Annotated in this window: 17 protein-coding genes; 5 read left to right on the forward strand and 12 right to left on the reverse strand. The window is 60.2% G+C overall.

What is annotated here, in order from left to right:
* Positions 1–4: 4 nt before the first annotated feature.
* The 9 genes from KI810_RS00420 to lon are packed head-to-tail and all read right to left on the reverse strand — an operon-like array spanning position 5 to position 9,302.
* Positions 5–493, reverse strand: a complete 489-nt coding sequence (locus KI810_RS00420) for a chemotaxis protein CheD (RefSeq protein WP_214173520.1) — start codon at positions 491–493, stop codon at positions 5–7.
* Complete coding sequence (locus KI810_RS00425) at positions 486–1,103, reverse strand: chemotaxis protein CheC (protein WP_214173521.1); 618 nt, start codon at positions 1,101–1,103, stop codon at positions 486–488. The genes KI810_RS00420 and KI810_RS00425 overlap by 8 nt, the downstream gene beginning before the upstream one ends.
* A gap of 36 nt (positions 1,104–1,139) precedes the next feature.
* The gene (locus tag KI810_RS00430; RefSeq protein ID WP_214173522.1) at positions 1,140–2,774 is read right to left on the reverse strand and encodes a chemotaxis protein CheA; all 1,635 of its coding nucleotides are present in this window, start codon (positions 2,772–2,774) and stop codon (positions 1,140–1,142) included.
* A gap of 3 nt (positions 2,775–2,777) precedes the next feature.
* Positions 2,778–3,143, reverse strand: a complete 366-nt coding sequence (locus KI810_RS00435) for a response regulator (RefSeq protein ID WP_214173523.1) — start codon at positions 3,141–3,143, stop codon at positions 2,778–2,780.
* A gap of 58 nt (positions 3,144–3,201) precedes the next feature.
* Entirely contained in the window at positions 3,202–3,621 is a 420-nt protein-coding gene (locus KI810_RS00440; RefSeq protein ID WP_214173524.1) for a chemotaxis protein CheW, read from the reverse strand.
* Entirely contained in the window at positions 3,618–4,898 is a 1,281-nt protein-coding gene (locus KI810_RS00445) for a methyl-accepting chemotaxis protein (RefSeq protein WP_214173525.1), read from the reverse strand. The genes KI810_RS00440 and KI810_RS00445 overlap by 4 nt, the downstream gene beginning before the upstream one ends.
* A gap of 37 nt (positions 4,899–4,935) precedes the next feature.
* On the reverse strand, positions 4,936–5,796 hold the full coding sequence (locus KI810_RS00450; RefSeq protein WP_214173526.1) for a CheR family methyltransferase: 861 nt from the start codon (positions 5,794–5,796) through the stop codon (positions 4,936–4,938).
* Positions 5,797–5,838: 42 nt separating this feature from the next.
* Positions 5,839–6,864 (reverse strand): thiamine-phosphate kinase, encoded by a 1,026-nt coding sequence (gene thiL / locus KI810_RS00455; RefSeq protein WP_214173527.1) that lies wholly within the window; start codon positions 6,862–6,864, stop codon positions 5,839–5,841.
* A complete protein-coding gene (gene lon / locus KI810_RS00460; protein WP_425513884.1) occupies positions 6,861–9,302 on the reverse strand; it encodes an endopeptidase La in 2,442 nt (813 codons plus the stop codon). Before lon ends, thiL begins: the two co-directional genes overlap by 4 nt.
* Positions 9,303–9,590: 288 nt before the next feature.
* Between lon and KI810_RS00465 the strand changes: the two genes are divergently transcribed.
* Complete coding sequence (locus KI810_RS00465; RefSeq protein WP_214173528.1) at positions 9,591–11,507, forward strand: tetratricopeptide repeat protein; 1,917 nt, start codon at positions 9,591–9,593, stop codon at positions 11,505–11,507.
* Between the two features lie 136 nt (positions 11,508–11,643).
* Here the strand turns inward: KI810_RS00465 and KI810_RS00470 are convergent, their stop codons facing one another.
* The 3 genes from KI810_RS00470 to mqnB form a co-directional block, all read right to left on the reverse strand.
* The gene (locus KI810_RS00470) at positions 11,644–12,105 is read right to left on the reverse strand and encodes a septal ring lytic transglycosylase RlpA family protein (protein ID WP_214173529.1); all 462 of its coding nucleotides are present in this window, start codon (positions 12,103–12,105) and stop codon (positions 11,644–11,646) included.
* A 131-nt stretch (positions 12,106–12,236) separates the two neighbouring features.
* The gene (locus KI810_RS00475) at positions 12,237–13,091 is read right to left on the reverse strand and encodes a 1,4-dihydroxy-6-naphtoate synthase (RefSeq protein ID WP_214174669.1); all 855 of its coding nucleotides are present in this window, start codon (positions 13,089–13,091) and stop codon (positions 12,237–12,239) included.
* A 28-nt stretch (positions 13,092–13,119) separates the two neighbouring features.
* Positions 13,120–13,881 (reverse strand): futalosine hydrolase, encoded by a 762-nt coding sequence (mqnB, locus tag KI810_RS00480; protein ID WP_343213448.1) that lies wholly within the window; start codon positions 13,879–13,881, stop codon positions 13,120–13,122.
* Positions 13,882–14,163: 282 nt separating this feature from the next.
* Here mqnB and gspC point away from each other — a divergent pair, with 282 nt between their 5' ends.
* The 4 genes from gspC to gspF all read left to right on the forward strand — a co-directional run bounded on the left by gspC (position 14,164) and on the right by gspF (position 19,791).
* Positions 14,164–15,036, forward strand: coding sequence for a type II secretion system protein GspC (gene gspC, locus KI810_RS00485; RefSeq protein WP_214173531.1), 873 nt, complete (start codon positions 14,164–14,166; stop codon positions 15,034–15,036).
* A 120-nt stretch (positions 15,037–15,156) separates the two neighbouring features.
* Positions 15,157–17,040 carry a type II secretion system secretin GspD gene (gene gspD, locus KI810_RS00490; RefSeq protein WP_214174670.1) on the forward strand — a complete coding sequence of 628 codons (1,884 nt, stop codon included), beginning with the start codon at positions 15,157–15,159 and terminating at the stop codon, positions 17,038–17,040.
* Positions 17,037–18,599, forward strand: a complete 1,563-nt coding sequence (gene gspE / locus KI810_RS00495; protein ID WP_214173532.1) for a type II secretion system ATPase GspE — start codon at positions 17,037–17,039, stop codon at positions 18,597–18,599. The genes gspD and gspE overlap by 4 nt, the downstream gene beginning before the upstream one ends.
* Positions 18,580–19,791, forward strand: a complete 1,212-nt coding sequence (gene gspF, locus KI810_RS00500; protein WP_214173533.1) for a type II secretion system inner membrane protein GspF — start codon at positions 18,580–18,582, stop codon at positions 19,789–19,791. The genes gspE and gspF overlap by 20 nt, the downstream gene beginning before the upstream one ends.
* Positions 19,792–19,876 lie beyond the last annotated feature (85 nt).

Genomic DNA, 19,876 nt, shown 5'->3' on the forward strand with positions numbered 1-19,876 from the left:
CGGGCTAAATGGTTTTGCTCGGTTTCTGCATGGCCTTAATGAGCATCAGTCCGCTGCTGACATGGAATTCGACGGTACGCCCGTAGTCTCCGCCCGTGTCCTCAGCCAAGAGCGGTATTCCGTGCCCGGCAAGGGTGTATTTGGCGGAATCGACGTTACGCTGGCCGATATCCCCCCGAAACGACCGGTATTGGGAGTCAAACATGCTGGCGCCGCCAGCTAATTTTGCCACAAGTCGTTCCTTGGCGCAACCACTTTTCACCAGCTCTTCAACCATGTAGTTTATGGCAAGATCAGTGAATTTGGCCGATTTAACGGGGGGCAGGGTCCCTTCGTGGCTGGTGGGAAGCAGGGTATGTGCCAGCGACCCCATGCGCAGTTCCGGGTCGTAGAGAGCGATACCGATGCAGGAACCGAGCCCGTACGTCATCAGAATGCCAGGAGCAGCGGCAAACCCGTACTCCGACAGCCCTATGATGGTCAACTCACCCATGGATAACACCAATTGACTTGAGTATGACCTGCAGGGAGGGAGGGTCGGGAAGGAGGAAAAAATGCCCCTTCACCTGTTCTCCCTCCTCGAAAAACTCGGTTTCCACCATGAGCGACAGGTCGCCGTCCGCCGCCAGGTCGACAAGGACATAATCTACCACCGCTCCCGCCATATCGAAGGAGAGCACCGGCACCGAGGGGATGAGCGTCATCTTCAGCATGGAACCAAGGGCATTCAGATAGGCCGACGCAAGGATGTTTCCCACTTCCTTGAGGGCGGAAACCTCCAGTTCGCTCAACAGCCCCCCCTTGGTGTTGTCCCGGCTGAGAAGCTTGTCCAGCATCCTGATGGCATTTTCCCGCCGGAAAATCATGAGGATATTGCCCCGGGCGCTGCCGAGCACCTGGAGGTAGATGCCGACCACCATCTTTTCCGCACCGCCGAGCAACTCGGGCACCTTGGAGATGTCGGTGATCAATACCTGCGGCACCTGCAAATGAACCGTTTTCCCGAGCAACTGCGAGAGCGCCGTGGCGGCATGTCCCATACCGATATTACTCACCTCGCGCAGCGCATCTATTTGAGCCTCACTCAGATTTGCAATCCTCATACGCATTCCTTTCGGGATCAGGACTCCGACGACTGTTTACAGAATATTGGCAACATCCAGGATGAAAACGACCTCACCGTTCCCGAGCACCGCCCCCCCCCCCAACCCTTTCATACTCGCCAGGGGGCGCCCCAGCGGCTTGACAAAGATCTCCTGCTGGCCGATAAATCCGTCCACCACGAGACCGACGCGACGCCCCTTCAGCTCACTCACAAAGAGGGAGAGCAGTTCACCGGCATGGCTGTGGGGAAGACCGAGAACCCGGTTAAGGCTCAGGAGCGGCAGCGGTTCGCCGTCGAAATCGAATACTTTCTGTTTCCCGCGACTGGAGATGAGATCACGCCTGAGCTCCACCGTTCGCTGAACACTGGTGACCGGAATCGCCACCGTAATCCGGGCAAGCCTCACCAGCAGGACATTGATGATGGCGATGGTAAGAGGAAGGCGAAGGATGAAGCTGCTCCCCTTGCCCAATTCCGACTCGATGGTCAGATTCCCGCCAAGCGCCTGGACGGTGGAGCGAACCGCATCCATCCCCACGCCACGCCCCGACACATCGGTCACTTCTCGGGCGGTCGAGAAGCCGGGGATACAGGTAAGCATGAACGCCTCCCGGGCCGACATGAGCCGGCCGGCCTCCGGGCTGACAAGTCTTTTCTCAATAGCCGTGGCAACCAGCCGGGCAGGGTCCATTCCCCTGCCGTCGTCCTCCACCACAACCACGACCTGGTCCTTTTCCCGGCGGGCAATAAGCCGGATTCTCCCTTGGAGGGGCTTTCCACACGCCCGGCGCTCGCCGGCCGACTCCAGGCCATGGTCTACGGCATTACGCAGAATATGCACGAGAGGATCCGAGAGCCCTTCCAGAATCCCCCTGTCCAGCTCGATCCCTTTTCCATCGACCTCGAAGACGATCTCTTTGCCGATCTTTTTCGCCAGGTCACGCACGACGCGGGGAAACCGGTCGGCGATCGTCGAGAATGGGACGAGGCGAACCAGCAGCACCTCGGTGTGCAGGTCACGCAATAGCCGGGAAAGCTCCACCGTCGCCTCGTCCAGCAGGGGCGAAGCCAGCTCTCTCCCAACGGTCATAAGCCGGTGCTTGTTCGTGATCAACTCGCCGGTAATGTTGATGAGGTGATCGAGCACCTCGGTCCGGACCCTTACCGTGGATGCGTCACCATACCGGTCCGGTTCCCCGTGGAGCGGGGTTGCCGACGATGGCTGTCCATGCCTGGCTGTTGGCGCAACTGCCGCATTGTCCCTTCCATCTGCCGCCGCGACCCCCTCCGCGCCAGGCCGGTAGGTGGCCAATCGCTGCACCAGATCTCCGATGTCTCTGACTGACTGCAGCTCATTCGCCACATCGGTGATCATCATCTCCAGCAGGTCCGCCCCCTCCAGGAGCAGATCGGCAATCCCCCCATCGAAGACCAGTTCCTCTTTCCGGACCCGATCCATGATATCTTCGATCCTGTGGGACAGTTCGGCAATCTCGCCGTATCCCATGGAGGCCGCCATCCCCTTGAGTGAATGGGCTGCCCGGAACAGGGCATCCACATCCGCCCGACTGCCGGTCTCCTGCTCCATCTTGACAATCAGTTCGCTGACCGCCCGGAGATGTTCCCGGGACTCGGAAATAAACAGATCCCGGTACGGGGACATATCCATGGATCAGGCTCCCGCCACCCGCTTGATGACCTCCTTGACCCGTTCCGGATTGAATGGTTTGAGGATGAAATCGCATGCACCGGCTTCATGGGCAGCATGTACGAGCGATTCCTGCCCGACCGCGCTGCACATGACAACGCAGGCGTTGGCATCGAGGACCCGGATCTCGCGCAGTGCCTCAATGCCGTTTTTGACCGGCATGACAATATCCATTGTGGTGACAGTTGGGCGGAACTCCCGGTATTTCCGCACCGCATCCACGCCGTCAACTGCCTCGGCGATGACCTCGTACCCCTCTTCCTCGAGGATGCCGCGCAGCATGTTGCGCATGAACAGCGAATCGTCAACCAGCAAAACCGTGAGTCCCATATTTCCTCCGGTGTCAATCCGGGCCGGCCAGCACTGGCCTGCCGCTCATCAGCCCGAATTATCGTTTGAGTTGCTCTTCTACCCTTTCCACAAGCCGGTCAAGAGCCAGAATCCTGATGGTGCCGGTGCCGCTCCGCACAACCCTGGCAATCAATCCATCGGCAGGGGGATCTGTCCCCGCCTCTTCTGCAACAAACCCCTCCACGCCGTCCACCCACAGCGCAAGATTGGCGATCCTGCGGTCAAGGACGAGGAACTTGCCCTCGACCACTGCCTCACCGCGAGCGAACAATCTGGCAAGATCGAGAACTGCGACCAAATTGCCATGGACGTTGACGACACCCCGGATAAACTCGGGCGCACGGGGTACCGGAACCGGCAGGGACGGATCCATGACCTCCAGCACATCCTGAAGAGAAAGGCCGTACCGCTCTCCCTGCAGAGTAAAGACGAGAAATCCGCGGGACGAGGCCTTCATAAGACCGGCGCTTCGTCCAGGTTTACCTTGAAGCGCTGCACGACCACCAGAAGCTCATCGGCCAGCTTGGCCATTTCCTGGGCAGCATGGGCCATCTCCTGCATGGCCGCCGACTGCTCTTCCGTCGCCGCGGATACCTGCTGGGTCGAGGCAGCATTGTCCTCGGCAACCCTGGCAATCTCATCCACCGCCCTGACCATCTTCTCGGCGCCGTCCGTCTGCATATGCGACAGATCGGCGATACTGTTCGCCTTATGCTCCGTTTCGATGACCGTCTCGAGAATCTCCCTGAAGGATGCAGCGGTAGTGTCGATGTTCTTTTTCCCGACGACAATCAGGCGGGAGCTTTCCACTATCGTTTCATGGACCCGGCCGCTCTCTTCCTTGAGCATGGAGATCAGTTCGACAATCTCGCCGGCATACTTGCTGGTACCGTCGGAAAGCTTACGTACCTCCTCGGCGACAACCGAAAATCCCTTGCCATATTCTCCCGCACGGGCCGCCTCGATGGACGCATTCAGTGCCAGCATGTTGGTCTGCCGGGCAATCTCGCCGATGAAATCGGCAATTTTGCCCACCTGCTGGAGCTTGCCGTTCAGGGCGATGAAGCGCCGCCCCATGGTCTCTGCATTGTCGAAAAACTCTTTCATCCTTGCCAGTGAATCACTGGCAAGCTCGTCACCACGCTGCGCGGTGATGCTGGTGTCACGGGCTGCCTGGGCCGCTTCCCGTGCACGCTTGGCCACCAGTTCAACGGAAACCGCTGTTTCGTGAATAAGGGCGGAGGTCTTGCCGACCATCTCCACCTGACTATCCGCCCCGCGGGATATCTGTTCCATCGCCTTGGCGACTTCTTCGGTGGAAGCGTTGATTTCGAGAGCCGATGAAGAGAGCGTACGCGCCGATTCGGTTACCCGCTCCGACGTTTCCTTAATGTGCCGGACCAGATCCCGCAGACTTTCCACCATCCGGTTGATGGAGCCCCCCAGGTCGTGGGTCTCATCGGGGAAACGGGATTCCTTCAGGGTTACATCCCGTGTCAGGTCTCCCTGGCTTATCGCCTCTGCCGACTGGGTGAGGCGGGAAATGTTGCGGGTAAAGCTTCGCGAAAATATCCAGCCAAGCACCAGCCCTATGGTAAGGGCCACCACATACGAGAACACATTGGTTATTTCAGGCGCATAACCAAGCTGACGCACCAGATCCGGGGCAAGGGCCACTGCCCCGACCACCATCACAAATCCCATGATGAACTTGTATCCTATGGGAACATACATAGATCAATCCTCTCTTTTCTCGGCAAAACTTCTTTCGTCACACTTTCCGGTATATCCGTTCAACCGGACAGATGGGCTGGAACCGGCTGCGAGCCCCCCCCACCAGTGTTTCCGACTTGCCGAGAATGAGCACCCCTCCCGGATGCAGCTTGTCGGCAAACCGGTGAAGAATCGCCTCCTGCTGTGAACGTTCGAAATAGATGAAAACGTTGCGGCAGAGAATCAGATCGCATTCCGGGAAGGAGTCCAGGTGGCCAAGATCTGCCTGGCGGAACTCTACAAGCGATTTGACCTCCGGAACCACCTGGTATCTGCCATCACGTTCTACGAAATATTCTCGACGCAACTCGTCAGAAACCTCTACCAGGCGTTCTTCACCGTAAATACCCTCACGCGCCATATCCAGAATGGCTGCATCCACATCGGTGGCAAGGATGGTGGCCCCAATCCTCTCCAATTCAGGCGCAAAGAAATGACTGAGGAGCAGTGACACCGAATAGGGCTCTTCACCGCTGGCACAGCCGACGCTCCAGACATGCAGCCCACCGGTTCCGTTTATTTCGGGGAGCGAAAAAAGAAAGGGGAAAATTTCCTGGCGCAGCTTTGTGAACATGGGGGGATTGCGGAAGAACTGACTGACATGGATGGTAAGCACCTTCAGCAGCCGGTCAATTTCCTCCTCGTCCTGCAACAGGAGGTTGCAGTACTCTTCGGCACCGATACAGTTTGTCGCCCGCACCCGGATAGCAATCCTGCGTTTTATGCACTTGTCCTTGTAACTGTCCAGGTTGATGCCACGGGCATTCTTCATTATCCGGCGGATAGCCTCGAATGCTTCCGGAGAAATGTCGGGAAAATTCTTGAGTTCCAGGTATGTTTGACTGGCAACCGATATCATGTGGGGAGAGCCGCACCATCCTTTGCAGATATGCCGTCAATGTCACGTCACTTCAGGAAGCCGGCTGGAGGCCGCGTCCCGCGTGATTCCGAAATGGTTATACCCCAGCCGTGCCGGGAAGTAGGGATTACCGGCAAGATCGGTCATCGAAACCCCTGCGCCGGCGATGATCTCCCCGATGACGGTTACCTGCACACCGCAGTCAGCCAGAACCGAACGGATCACCGCCTCCCGTTCCGGCGCGGCCGTGAAGAGGAGCTCGTAGTCCTCGCCTCCGGCAAGAGGAAGGACAAGGGGGTCGTTTCCGCCCGTGGCAAGATGATGCCGACACTCCGCGGAGAGGGGGAGCCGGGACAGGTCAAGTCGCGCGCCAACACCGGACAGATCAAGGACATGACAGAGGTCGGCCAGCAGCCCGTCGCTTACGTCGATCATGGCGTTTGCCAGGCCCGCTTCGGCAAGCCGGATACCGGCCGCTACCCGGGGAAGGGGATCAAGATGCCGTTCCACGGATCTCCCGGAGCGAACACCCTGCCTGAGGAGTTCCAGTCCGAGGGCCGAGTCTCCCAGGGTCCCCGTGACCAGCACCAGATCTCCGACGCGAGCCGTCGACCTGCGCACCACCAGGCCGGGACACTGCTCCCCCAGGGCAGTGACTGATATGACCAATCCTCCCCTAGATGCACAGGTATCTCCCCCCACCAGTGCAACCTGGAACTCGTCGGCCAGCGCAAGGAAGCCGCTGGTGAACGCATCGAGGAACTCCACGGGAAGAGCCGGCGGTATGGCCAGGGAAAGAAGTGCATGCCGCGGCTGCGCACCCATGGCAGCAAGATCGGAGAGATTCACCGCCAAGGACTTTCGCCCCAGGGTACGGGGGTCGGAAAGGGCAAGGTCAAAATGGACCCCTTCCACGAGCATATCCGACGTGGCAAGGGTTACCTTCCCCGCAGCCGGGGCCAGAATGGCCGCATCGTCGCCAATGCCGAGCACCACTCCAGTCCTTGCCTTGGCCTGACCGGCGAGCCGGTCGATAAAACCGAATTCGCCCAGCTCTTCAAGCTTCACGCAACCACACCCTTGCGTGGTTTTACCAGCACCCGCGGTGTTGGGACCTTACCCTTGACGGCCGGCGCTTTGCCGTGGCGGGGCGATGGCGGAGGGTAGGTTTCCAGCGCCACCCTGAGGACTTCGTCAATGGTCCTGGCAGTGACGACCTTCACCTTTTTCAGGATATGGCGGGGGACTTCTTCCAGGTCCTTTTTGTTCTGTTCCGGAATCACGACCGTCTTGACCCCGGCACGGATGGCGGCAAGCATCTTCTCCTTCAGCCCCCCGATGGGGAGAACCTTCCCCCGCAGGGTAATCTCGCCGGTCATGGCAACGTCTTTCCGGACGGGAATCTTCGTGAGGGCCGACACAAGGGCCGTGGCCATGGTGACCCCCGCCGACGGGCCATCCTTGGGGATGGCGCCGGCCGGGACGTGGACATGGATCTCCATGTTATGGAAGAAGTCAGTGGGAAGGTTGAGCTCCGTTTCCTTGGAACGGATGTAGGAAAGGGCCGCCTGCACCGATTCCTTCATGACATCGCCAAGCTGGCCCGTCAGGGTAAGCCCACCTTTCCCTTGCATGATGGTCGCCTCGACGAAGAGCACTTCCCCGCCGACGGGCGTCCAGGCGAGCCCCGTCACCACCCCCACCTCGTTGCGCTCCATTTCCTCTTCCCGGAGGAACTTGGGGGGGCCGAGGTATTTGGCCACGGTCGCCGCATTGACCGTGAAATGCCTCTTCTCACCCTCCGCGACCTTGCGGGCCACCTTGCGGCAGATGGAGCCGATCTCCCGTTCCAGGTTCCGCAACCCCGCTTCCCGGGTGTACTTGGCGATGATCGCCTTGATCGCCTCGTCGGAAATGGTGAGGGTCTGCTCCGTAATGCCGTTTTCCTTGATCTGGCGCGGCACCAGGTAGCGCTTGGCGATCTGCAGCTTTTCCTCCTCGGTGTAACCGGCAAGGTTGATCACTTCCATGCGGTCCTGCAGAGGCCCGGGGACCGGATCGATCTGGTTGGCCGTCGCGATGAACATGACATTGGAAAGGTTGTAGGGGAGGTTGATGTAGTGATCAGAAAAAGCGTGGTTCTGCTCCGGATCGAGTACCTCCAGAAGGGCGGACGACGGGTCACCGCGGAAATCGGCGCCGATCTTGTCCAGTTCGTCCAGCATGAAGACCGGGTTGTTGGCACCGGCCTGCTTGAGCCCCTGGACTATCCTCCCCGGCAGAGCCCCCACATAGGTACGGCGATGCCCCCGGATTTCCGCCTCGTCACGGACCCCTCCCAGAGAGATACGCACGAATTTACGTCCCATGGCGCGGGCGATGGACTTGCCGAGCGACGTCTTCCCCACCCCCGGCGGCCCGACGAAGCAGAGAATCGGCCCCTTCATCTTTTTCTTAAGCTTGCGCACCGCAAGGAACTCGAGAATCCGCTCCTTGACCTTATCCAGATAGAAATGATCCTCGTCGAGAATCTCCCTTGCCCGCTTGATATCCAGGGAATCCTTGGTCGACTTGCTCCAGGGGATCTCCACCATCCAGTCCAGGTAGGTCCGGAGCATCCCCGACTCTGCGGCATCCGGGTGCATCTGCTCCAAGCGCCCCAGCTGCTTGAGGGCTTCCTTTTCCACCGCCGGCGGCATCTTGGCCTGCTCGATCGCCTTGCGCAGCTCGGCGATCTCCTCGGCGCGGGCATCGGTCTCCCCCAGCTCCTGCTGTATCGCCCTCAGCTGCTCACGCAGGAAATACTCCCGCTGGCTTTTCCCCATTTCTTCTTTTGCGGCAGACTGGATGCGGGCCTGCATGCTGAGAAGTTCGTACTCTTTGTTGAGAAGCTCGTTAACGCGCCCCAGCCTCTCTATCGGGTCCGCGATCTCCAGCAGGCGCTGGGCATCCTCCACCTTGAGGCCGATATTGCTTGCCACAAGATCGGCAAGACTCCCCGGCTCCTGCATGTTTTCGACGATCACCATCACCTCGGGGGAAATTATCTTGCCAAGGGAAATGACCTTGCCGAGCTGCTCTTTGACCGTCCGCATGAGCGCTTCCGTCTCAAGGGAGTTCTCCGCGACTTGGGGATCGGCAATCCGTTCGATCCGTACCGAGTAGAACGGTTTCTCCGCAAGATATTCGGTAATCCGCCCTTTCGAAAGCCCTTGCACCAGGATTTTGACCCGACCGTCGGGAAGCTTCAGCATCCTCATGATCATGGCTACGGTCCCGGTGCTGTAAATCGTATCCGGCGTCGGTTCTTCCTCCCCCACCTCCCGCTGGGTGGCAAGAAAAATCAGGCGGTCCTGGGAAAGGGCGTGATCCACCGCAGCTATGGAGATTTCCCGCCCAACGAAGAGGGGAAGGATCATATAGGGGTAGACCACCACGTCCCGCACCGGCAACAGGGGCAGGACATCGGGTATCTTCAGTTCCTCGTTGTCCGGTTTGACTTCCATGACCAACTCCTTCATCTCCCGGGGTATCCCGGACCGTCGATGCATTCGGATTCAGCGTCCAATCCCGCTTTCAGAGCGGGTTGATTTACATGATTTAACCATCTTTGGGGCGAAAGTCAAGGTAATCTGGCCTTGGGGCGCGGAGAAATGCCGCTGTCAAGGGCGTCAGTCGCCTTAACCCGTGTAAACACCCGTAAAGAGCCAATCTGACCTCTTATGAATTGAACTTTGGGTCACTGCTGTGTATAATCCCCCAGCCTTTAAATCCTAGCGACCCATGAGGAACAGATGAGAATCTATCTGCTGCTGATTACCCTGCTCGTGTTCCCCCAGCTTGCCTGGGGATTCGACTGGGGATTCGGACCGACGGACAATTGTCGCCAGGCGCGGGAAATGCTGGCGGAACTTGCCAATACCAAAGAGAATGCAGCGCGGGTGGCGCTGGAAACCAGAATACTCAATCTCTGCCCCGACGGCGCCGTCGGCCATTTTGTGCAGGGTGTCCAGCAGGAATCGGGAGGCAATACCGACCGGGCTGTCCAGGAGTATCAGGAAGCACTCAGGGACGATCCGGCATTTTACCAGGCGAGCGGCAACCTGGGTCTTCTCTACCTGCAAAAGGGGATGCTCGACGAGGCGGCGCTCGAACTGACCAAGGCAGTGAAGGATGCGCCCGACCCCCGTTACCAACGGGGGCTGGCAAAGGTTTTCAGCGAACGCAAGCTCTATACCCTCGCCATCCACCACTATACCGAGGCTCTCAAGGGGTTCCCTTCAGACCCCTCTCTCCATGCCGGGCTGGCCGATGTCTACGTTGGCATGGGGCAGACAGACAACGCGGAAGATGCGTACTCAAAAGCGCTTGAGATAGATTCAGAGTACGAGCCGGCCCAACTTGGCCTGGCCAGGCTCCTGATCGAAAAGAACCAGCCCGATCGCGCCCTGGAAGTGCTGAAAAAAGCGGCAACCGCCAGTCCCCAAAACAAGGGAATTCACCGCCTTATGGCAGATGCCTACATGAAGAAGGGGGACCGGAAATCTGCGGAATACGAAGCCGTCCTGGGAGGGATAAGCAGCTCTGGCCAGTTCGACGAACACCTCCTCAAGGGAGATGAGTACTTCCAGGCGAAGAATTACGACAAGGCCGCCGTCGAGTACCTGGCCGCCATCAAGGAAAAACCGGAACGGCCGGCCGTCTTCCAGAAACTGGGTGACACCTATCAGGCTGCCAACCGGGATGACGACGCTGCATCCGCTTATCGGGAAGCGGTGCGCCTCAACGGAGGAAGCGCCCCGGTCCATTACAGCCTGGGCACCATCTTTGAAAAGAAGGGGCTCCTGGACGAAGCGGTCGTGGAGTACCGGCAGTCGCTCAAATACGACAACGACTTCGGCGATGCCCGACGGCGCCTGGCAGACATCTATTCCCTGAGGGGAAGTTTCCCCCAGGCCATCGAGCAGTATCAGGAACTCCTCAAGAACAGGAAGGACAACCCCCTCATCCACTTCAAACTGGCCCGCGTCTACGTAAAAACCAAGAATTACAAGGAGGCGGTCGCGGCATACGCGGAAGCGGTCCGGCTGGACGCGGAAAATCTGGAGGCCCACCGGGAACTGGCAGCCCTCTACAAACGGAACAACCAGATGGATGCGGCGGAAAAACAGTACCGTGAGGTGCTTCGCCTGAAAAAGGACGACGCCGACGCCCGCACCGCCCTTACCGCTATCTACGTCAAGAACAAAAACTACGACGAATTGGTCAAACTCCTCAAAGAAAGCGTGGAACTGGCGCCCAAGGACCCCAACGCCCACTACAAGCTGGGGATTATCTACGAATTCAAGAAAGAATATGAAAACGCCATCCCTGCCTACAAGGCCGCCATCGAGTTGAAGGCTGACCACGCCAAGGCCCTTAACGCCCTGGGACGGGTCTACATGAAGACCGGCAACATCCAGGAGGCAAAGGAAGCCTTGGAGGCAGCTAAAAAAGCCGATCCGGCCCTGGAGGAAACCGCGGTTCTCCTCAACAATATCCGGGACGAACTTTCGCCGGAACCCCGGCATAAGGGGAAAAAAGTTACCAAAGGGAAAAAAGGGAAGAAAGTTAAAGCCGGGCAGGCGACAAAAAAGGGCAAGAAGAAGAGCGGTGCAAAGGCCGGCACCCAAAAGACGGCCAAGAAGGGGGCCAAGAAGGCCAAGCAGTAGCTTGCTGCGCCATCAGCCCTCACCACGTCACGACAGGCCGGAGTCACTTCCGGCCTGTTTTTTTTATTCGGCAAATGCAAAGAGGCCGGGGATTCCCCCCGGCCTCTTCCGTTTCGCCCAAACATATAAAATTGTGTCAGCTCGATTCTTGTGTCCCGTCAGCCAGGACGATGATCCTGACCCGGGCGACCCCCTTGCCGAGAAATCCGAGCTCTCTGGCCGCCGCGCGGGACAGGTCGATGAACGGCCTGCTCCGCTTGCGGCAGCGGTCATTGACCGTAACCACGACCTCTTTATCGTTGGCGAGGTTTATAACCTTCACCCTGGTACCGTGGGGGAGATCCTGATGAGCTGCCGTCAGCTTTTCCGGATTGTAGCGTACCCCCGAATTGGTTCTTCTGCCGTTGTAGCGTTTGGCGTAGTAGGAAGCGATCCCTACCATCCCGTCACGTGCCCCTTCCGCCGGGGCGGTGATCTCTGCTTGGTTGCTGTCGGTTTTGGTTTCGTCAGCCTGCAGGGGAAGTGTGTGGACCATGAGGGCCAGCTGGCAGAGAAAAACAATCAACGCCAATCTGCCCCTCGGGTTCGGTGTTGCCATGCGCACCTCCTTCTTGGGCGAGGGGACCTTATAGCACAGACGAGTTACCCAGGTCAAGAAAAAGGGAGGGAAAACGGGCGTAATTTTTTATTTTTCAAGCAGTTACCGCATCTTAACGGAAACACACAGAGTTACGAGGGAAGGAAAATGCTGTGGGTGGACGGGGGGATGAGACCGGCCTTTTCGGCACGTCCCAGGAGGGTTTCTACGGCGGACTCCCCCTCGGGGCCGAGGGCAAGGGAGAAGGGATTGACGTAGAGGTCGATGTGGGCTGCGCACACCTCGTCGCTCAGTTCCTGGGAATGGGCGCGTACATAGCCATTGGCAGCTTCGGGATGATCGAAGGCGTATTGGACGCTTGACCGGAGCGCCCTTTCTACGGCAGTGACCACTTCTGTCCCGAGAGCACGACGCATCACGATCCCTCCCAGGGGGATGGGACAGCCCGAATCCCGCTCCCACCACTCCCCCAGGTCCAGAAGCCGGACCAGACCGTAATCGGCGAAGGTAAAGCGCGATTCGTGGATGATGACCCCCGCTGCGACCTCTCCCCGCCCGACGGCGCCCATGATCTCATGGAACGGCATGAAGACCAGGTTGTCGAGGGCCGGGTCGAACAGGCGGAGCAGGAGACAGGCGGTGGTATAACGGCCGGGAACGGCGATCGGCTTACCCCGCAGCGCTTCGGGGGAAAGCGGCTGCCGGGCGACCAGCAGGGGACCGCAGCCCCGGCCAAGGGCTCCGCCGGAACGGAGTACTACGTAGTCATCCCGGATGAAACCGAGGAGGTGATAGGATATCTTGCTGATATCGAGAGCCCTGGCCAGGACGAGGCGGTTGAGGGTCTCCACGTCTTCGAGTCGCTCCCGAAAGCGGTAGCCATCACATGCTACCACGCCATGAACCAGGGCATTGAAGATAAAGGTGTCGTTGGGACAGGGGGAAAAGCCCAAGGACAGCTCCCTGTCGCTCCCCGTACCGGCCACAGGGGAGGAAGCGGGTGACAGCGAATGGTCACTCACGGGACCCGGACTCCTTTATGGCAAGACTCTGAATGTATTTCAGGACGAACCGCTGGGCGTTCTCCACGGCGCGGGGGATGTTCCAGCGGGACAGGTCACGGTCCTCCACCGGGTTGCTGATCCCCCGCACCTCCAGGCAGTCGATGCCGTACATGAGCGACACATGGGCCACCGCCGCACCCTCCATGTTCTCGCAGAGGGCATCGAACCGGCCGGCAAGTTCCCTCCCGCGGGACGTGCTGCCGCTGCAGGTGGAGACGGTGACGAAGCGCCCCCGCTTGACGGGAATGCCGAGGGCTGCCGCCAGACGCATGGCCTTCTCGCTCGCCGAAAAAGAGAGGGGGAATTCGTTGAAATAGCGCCTCCCCTTCCGCTCCAGCAGGGGAATGCCGATGATGTCCAGAGGCTCCCAGCCGGCCGGGGTGAGCACACCGTCATCTCCGTAGGCCTCGACACTGGCAACCGCCAGATCGCCGACCGCGAGACCGCTCCCGTCATAGGCGCCGGCACAACCGGTATTGATGACGAGTTGCGGCCGGTAACGCTCCACCAGAAGGGTCAGGGTCGAAGCGGCATTGACCTTTCCCATGCCGGTTACCCCCAGCACCACCGATACACCGTCGATCGTTCCCGCGTGTACCTGGCGGAACTGCACGGAATCCTGCCGTCCCGGGCCGATTGCCCTGACCAGGTTGTCGATTTCCGGAAGGGTTGCGGCAATGACGAGTACCGGAGCGCCGTTTTTCGGTATCACTGTCTCCATGGTGGGGCGAATGGTAGCACAAGGGCCGCGATGAATTCAAGACCGGTCGTAAACGGCACCCCTTTCACTGCAAGGAAACCGTACCGGGACCTTGCATCTGCACCTCGCATGAAGCATACTTGGAGCAATTCCGTAGCAGAACCCTATCCTTCACAACCGGAACCACCAGGCCCCACCATCGCAAGCGGCGGCGGAGCCTTATTTCCGCTTGCATACAGAGGGGACATCTACTATATTTTCCTGGTTTCAATGACCTCGGCAAAGGGCAGTTGCATGCAGAAATGGGTCGTACCCCTTAACATCGCGCTCACGCTTCTCATCCTTTCGGTCGTTGCCCTGATCGCCTCCGATCTTGTCTCGTTCCGCCTTGGCAAACTGTTCCCCGGCGCCGCAAAAACTCCGGCAGTCGCCACCCTCCCCCCCCCTGCCGCCGAGGACCTCATGTCGTTTGCGCCGATTCTCACCAGGGGACTGTTCGGCAAGGCAACCCAGGGACAGCTTACCCCCGTCATCGCCACGTCACCCACGAAGCAGGCAGGCACCTCCCAGAGTGACCTGCTCCTCCTCGGCACCGCCCGCGGGTCGTTCCGGGAGACCTTCGCCCTTATCCAGAAGATATCCAGCAAGGAGGAGCGGGTTTTCCGGCTCGGCGACCAGGTGTTCGACATGGGACCACTGGTGGCAGTCCAGAAGGAAAGCGCCGAAATACTGGCCGGCGGCCAGAGGGTGAAGATCCTCACCCCGACGGCGGTGGCTGCCGAAGCCACTTCCAGCGCAAGCCAGCCCCCGGCGCAGGGGCGTGGTGGCCTCGCCACGCAAGTGGGGACCGGGAGCTACGTCATTGACCAGCGTGCCCTCAACGCGGCGCTTGACAATATCGGCCAGGCCATGACCGATGCCCGGCTTCTTCCGAGCATGAAGGACGGTAAGGTTGAAGGGTTCAGGGTCTCTGAAGTCCGGCAGGGGGGGATATTCAGCACCGTCGGGATGAGAAACGGCGACGTGCTCCTCCGGATCAACGATTTCCCCATCGATTCGCCGGAAAAGGCAATCCAGTCGCTGGCATCCCTCAAGGGGCAGAGCCGCATCAAGCTTGACCTGGTCCGGGACGGCCAGCCGACCTCGTTCAACTATGACATACGATGAAGAAGGCACGGGCAGGTTCCAAACCACCATTTTCATTCCATGTACCTCTTGTGGAGGCATCCATTGACTAGACATATTTTACGTTTCTTCCCCACGACTCTCCTTCTGCTTCTCCTGACAATGCCAGCGGCAGCCCATGCCAAGGGGGTCATACTGAACTTCAACGAGGTGGACATCTCCACCATGGCCAAGTTCATCAGCGATCTGACGGGGAAAAATTTCGTCATGGACGACCGGGTCAAGGGGAAGATATCGGTCTTCTCGCCGGCCAAGCTCTCCACCGACGAAGCGTTCAATGTCTTCACGTCGGTGCTGGAACTGAAGGGGTTCACCGTCGTCCAGGCGGGGAAGGTCTACAAGATCGTCCCCATTTCCGCTGCCAAGCAGTCGGGGATGAAGATACTCAGCGATCAGGAGCGGGGGGCGGTAAACGAAGCGTACGTCGCCCGGGTCATCTCCCTCGACAACATCTCCAGCCAGGAAGCGGTCGCCTTTCTCCAGCCGGTGGTTTCCAAGGACGGTTACATCTCCTCCTTCGGTCCGGCCAACATGCTGCTCGTGGTTGATTCTTCCCTCAACATCGAGAAGGTCCTCGGCATCCTGAAACTGATCGACACCAGCCAGCGCCGCGAAGGGGGAGAGGTGATCTTCCTCAAAAACGCGGCGGCCGACAACGCCGCCAGCGTGGCACGGGAATGGCTCGGCAACCGGGACAAGGCCACCACGCCTCGCACCCCGGGCCAGAGCGTGAGTTCGGGGATTGGCGGCACCATCATCCCGGACACCCGCCTGAACGCCCTCATCGTCTTCGGCAGCGACAAGGACAAGGAGGACATCAAGAAGCTCGTCGCCATGATCGACGTGGTCCCCCCCTCCTCCAGCAGCAAGGTCAACGTCTACTCCCTGGAAAATGCCGACGCCACCGAGGTGGCCAAGGTTCTGGACGGGGTGGTGAAGGGAGCGCCGGCAACCCCGGCCGCCGGTGCCACAGCGCCGGCCCAGCAGTCCCCCTTCGAGGGTGGAAAGATCACCATAACCCCCGACAAGGCAACCAACTCCCTCGTCATCATGGCCTCACCCAACGACTACCAGAACCTCCTCCAGGTGATCCAGAAGCTGGATAAGCGGCGGCGCCAGGTCTTCGTGCAGGCGCTCATCGCCGAGGTGTCATTGGACAAGCTGAAGGAGCTGGGGGTGCAGCTCGGCGCCACGGGCGGGGGAATCACCGGCAACACCGCCGCCGCCGGGGCATTTGACCCGTTCAATTTCATCGGCGCCACCGACCCGGCCCAGGCCCTCATCACCACCTTCCTGACGGGGGTTGCCGGAAACACCAATCTCCAGCTCGCCGGCAACCTCAAGGCGCTCTTTACCGACGGGACGGTGAACGTTCTCTCCACCCCCAATATCCTCACCTCGGACAACAAGGAGGCGGAGATCTTCGTCGGTGAAAACGTCCCCTTCCGGGGAAGCATTACCTACGGCTCGAGCAGTCAGATCGCCCCACAGCAGTCCATCGAGCGGAAAGACACCGGCATCACCCTCAAGATAACCCCCCAGATCAGCGAGGGGGAATACGTCAAGCTTGACATCTACCAGGAGATCTCCGCGGTCAAGGACGCTCTCAGCACCGGCGCTGCGGCCGACATCACCACCACCAAACGTTCGGCCAAGACCTCCGTTGTCGTCAAGGACAAGGAGACGGTGGTCATCGGCGGCCTGATCCAGGACCAGGAAACGGAGACCATCAAAAAGATCCCCCTCCTGGGTGACATCCCCCTCCTCGGCTGGCTTTTCAAGACCACGAGCAAGCAACGGAAAAAAACCAACCTGATGATCGTTCTCACCCCCCGCATCGTCAGGGGGGTGGAAGAGATGGCCGATATCGCGGCAGAGCAGAAGAAGCGTTTCAGTGATGCAACCACGGGAGACCGCTGGCTCGACATCAACGAACAGCTGCAACGGTACGGCAAGAAACCCGAGGAGACCCCACCGACGCAATGACCATGACCGCGGAACTGGAAAACCTTGCCGGCCGGCTCGGCCTCCCCTGCCAGGCGGAGATCGATGACAGCCAGGTGGATACGGCTCTGCTGAGCAGGCTCCCCCTTGCCTTCGCCCGCGCCAACCTCCTCCTTCCCCTCCACGAAGAAGAGGGGAGGCTCCTGGTGGCTATCGGCGACCCGGCAAACCTCCTCTCCCTGGACGAAATGCGGGGGCTGTTCGCCATGCCGACGGCTGCCGTGCTGGTGCCGCGGCAGGTGCTGCTGGACGCCATCAACCGCCTCTATTCCCGGCTCTCGGGATCGGCCCAGGAGGTTGTGGAAGAGTTGCAGGGGGAAGATCTCTCCACCATCGCCACCGAGCTGGCCGAGCCGAAGGACCTCATGGACCTCGCCGACGAGGCGCCGGTCATCAGGCTCCTCAACTCCATCCTCTTCCAGGCGGTGAAGGAGCGGGCCAGCGATATCCACATCGAGCCGTACGAACGGGAACTGGAGGTCCGTTTCCGGATCGACGGCATCCTCTACAAGATGCTCTCCCCCCCCAAGGTGGTCCAGGAGGCCCTCATCTCCCGGGTCAAGATCATGGCCTCCCTCAACATCGCCGAGAAACGCCTCCCCCAGGACGGACGGATACGGGTCATCGTCGCCGGGCGGGACGTGGACATCCGTGTCTCCATCATCCCCACCTTCTTCGGCGAGCGGGTGGTGCTCCGCCTCCTGGACAAGCAGAAGGGGATCATCTCCCTCTCCCACCTGGGGTTCTCGGATACGTCAGTCCAGACGTTCGAACGTCTCCTGAAGCGGACCAGCGGCATCATCCTCGTCACCGGTCCCACCGGCAGCGGCAAGTCCACCACCCTCTACGCCGCCCTCAACTACCTGAACTCCCCCGAGAAGAACATCATCACCATCGAGGACCCGGTGGAGTACCAGTTGAAGGGGGTCGGCCAGATCCAGGTAAACCCCAAGATCGATCTCACCTTCGCCAGCGGCCTCCGCTCCATCCTGCGCCAGGACCCGGACATCATCATGGTGGGGGAGATCCGGGACGCGGAGACGGCGGAAATAGCCATGCAGGCGTCCCTCACCGGCCACCTGGTCCTCTCCACCCTCCACACCAACGATTCGGCCACCGCGGTGTCACGGCTCATCGATATGGGAATCGAGCCGTTCATGGTCGCCTCCTCCCTGGCAGCGGTCATGGCCCAGCGGCTCGTCCGCAAGATCTGTCCCCACTGTCGCGAGGCGTACACACCGGACCGGCAGTACCCGGGGATCGAGCTGCCGTCGACCCTTTACCGGGGGAAGGGTTGCGACCTCTGTTTCGGCATCGGCATGGCGGGGCGGGTCGGCATCTACGAATCACTCCCCGTGGACGCGGAACTCTGCTCCATGATTATCCGCCGCTGCTCGGCGGGGGAGATCAAGGAATACGCCATCGGCAGGGGAATGAAGACCCTCCGGGACGACGGCATGGCCAAGGTTGCCGCCGGCATCACCACCATCGAGGAGGTCCTGCGGGTAACCCAGGAGGATTATGCCGACCTTCCGCTATAGCGCATTCAGGGCGGCAGGTTCCGAGGTGGCCGGCACCATCGATGCCGAAAATCTCCGGGATGCGCGGCTGCGGCTGAAGAACCAGGGACTCTACCCGAAGGAGCTTGTCCCCGATACCGGACTACCCGGCGATACGCAGCGGCGAAGCTGGCGACGACGGGTCAGTATCGCCGACCTCTCCCTCATGACCCGCAGGCTCGCCACCCTCATCGGGTCGGCAGTGCCGGTGTTCGAAGCGGTCACCACCCTCTACGAACAGGAGCGTCCGGGGGAGCTGAAGAACATCCTGAACCGGGTCCGTGACCGGCTGGCCGAAGGGTCCACCCTGGCCAAGGCTCTGGGGGGCGCACCCCACGTCTTCAGTGAAAGCTACATCAGCATGGTGGCAGCAGGCGAGGCGAGCGGGGCGCTGGAAACCGTCCTGGAGAAACTCGCCGGCTTCCAGGAAGACCAGGAAGCGGTGCGGAGCAAGGTGGTCACCTCCCTCGCCTACCCGATCCTGATGCTGGTGGTGGGGAGCGGTGTGATGCTGTTCCTCCTCGCCTTCGTGGTGCCGAAGATCATCACCGTCTTCCAGGAGAGCAAGGCAACCCTGCCGCTCATAACCATCATCCTCATCAAGGTGAGCACCCTGCTCCAGAAGGGATGGTGGCTCCTGGTACTGGCCGGCTGCGGCGCGGCTATCGGCTACGACCGGCTGCGGCGCAGGGAAAGCGTGCGACAGTGGCAGGACCGCTGGCTGCTCCGCCTTCCCCTCGTCGGCCCCCTCATGCAGCGGCTGATCCTCTCCCGCTTCGCCAAGGTGCTCGGGCTCCTTCTCGCCAGCGGCGTGCCGGTCATCCGGGCCATGGAGATCACCGGCGACGTAGTGGTCAACCGTGAGTACCGGGGGTGCCTGGCCCAGGTCCGGGAAGAACTGATCCAGGGGGGGACCCTGGCGGCCGGCCTCGGCAAGAACCCCCTTTTCCCCCCCCTGCTCGTCCACATGGTGGCGGTAGGGGAAAAGGGTGGTGAACTGGAACAGATGCTCGCCAAGGCCGGGGGCGCCTTCGAAAAGGAGTTCGACACCGCTGTCACCCGCTCCATGGCCCTGCTGGAGCCGCTTTTGGTACTGGGGATGGGTATCTGCGTCGGTTTCGTGGTCATCGCCGTGCTGCTCCCGATCTTCCAGCTCAATCAGCTGATCAAATAACGTTCAACGTCCCCGGTTAAAGGTTCGACGCTCACACCCTGACGGCCTGCAACCTTGAACGTTGAACGTTGAACCCGTCTGAGGA

This window comes from Geomobilimonas luticola, assembly GCF_018476905.1.
GTDB classification, from domain to species: domain Bacteria; phylum Desulfobacterota; class Desulfuromonadia; order Geobacterales; family Geobacteraceae; genus Geomobilimonas; species Geomobilimonas luticola.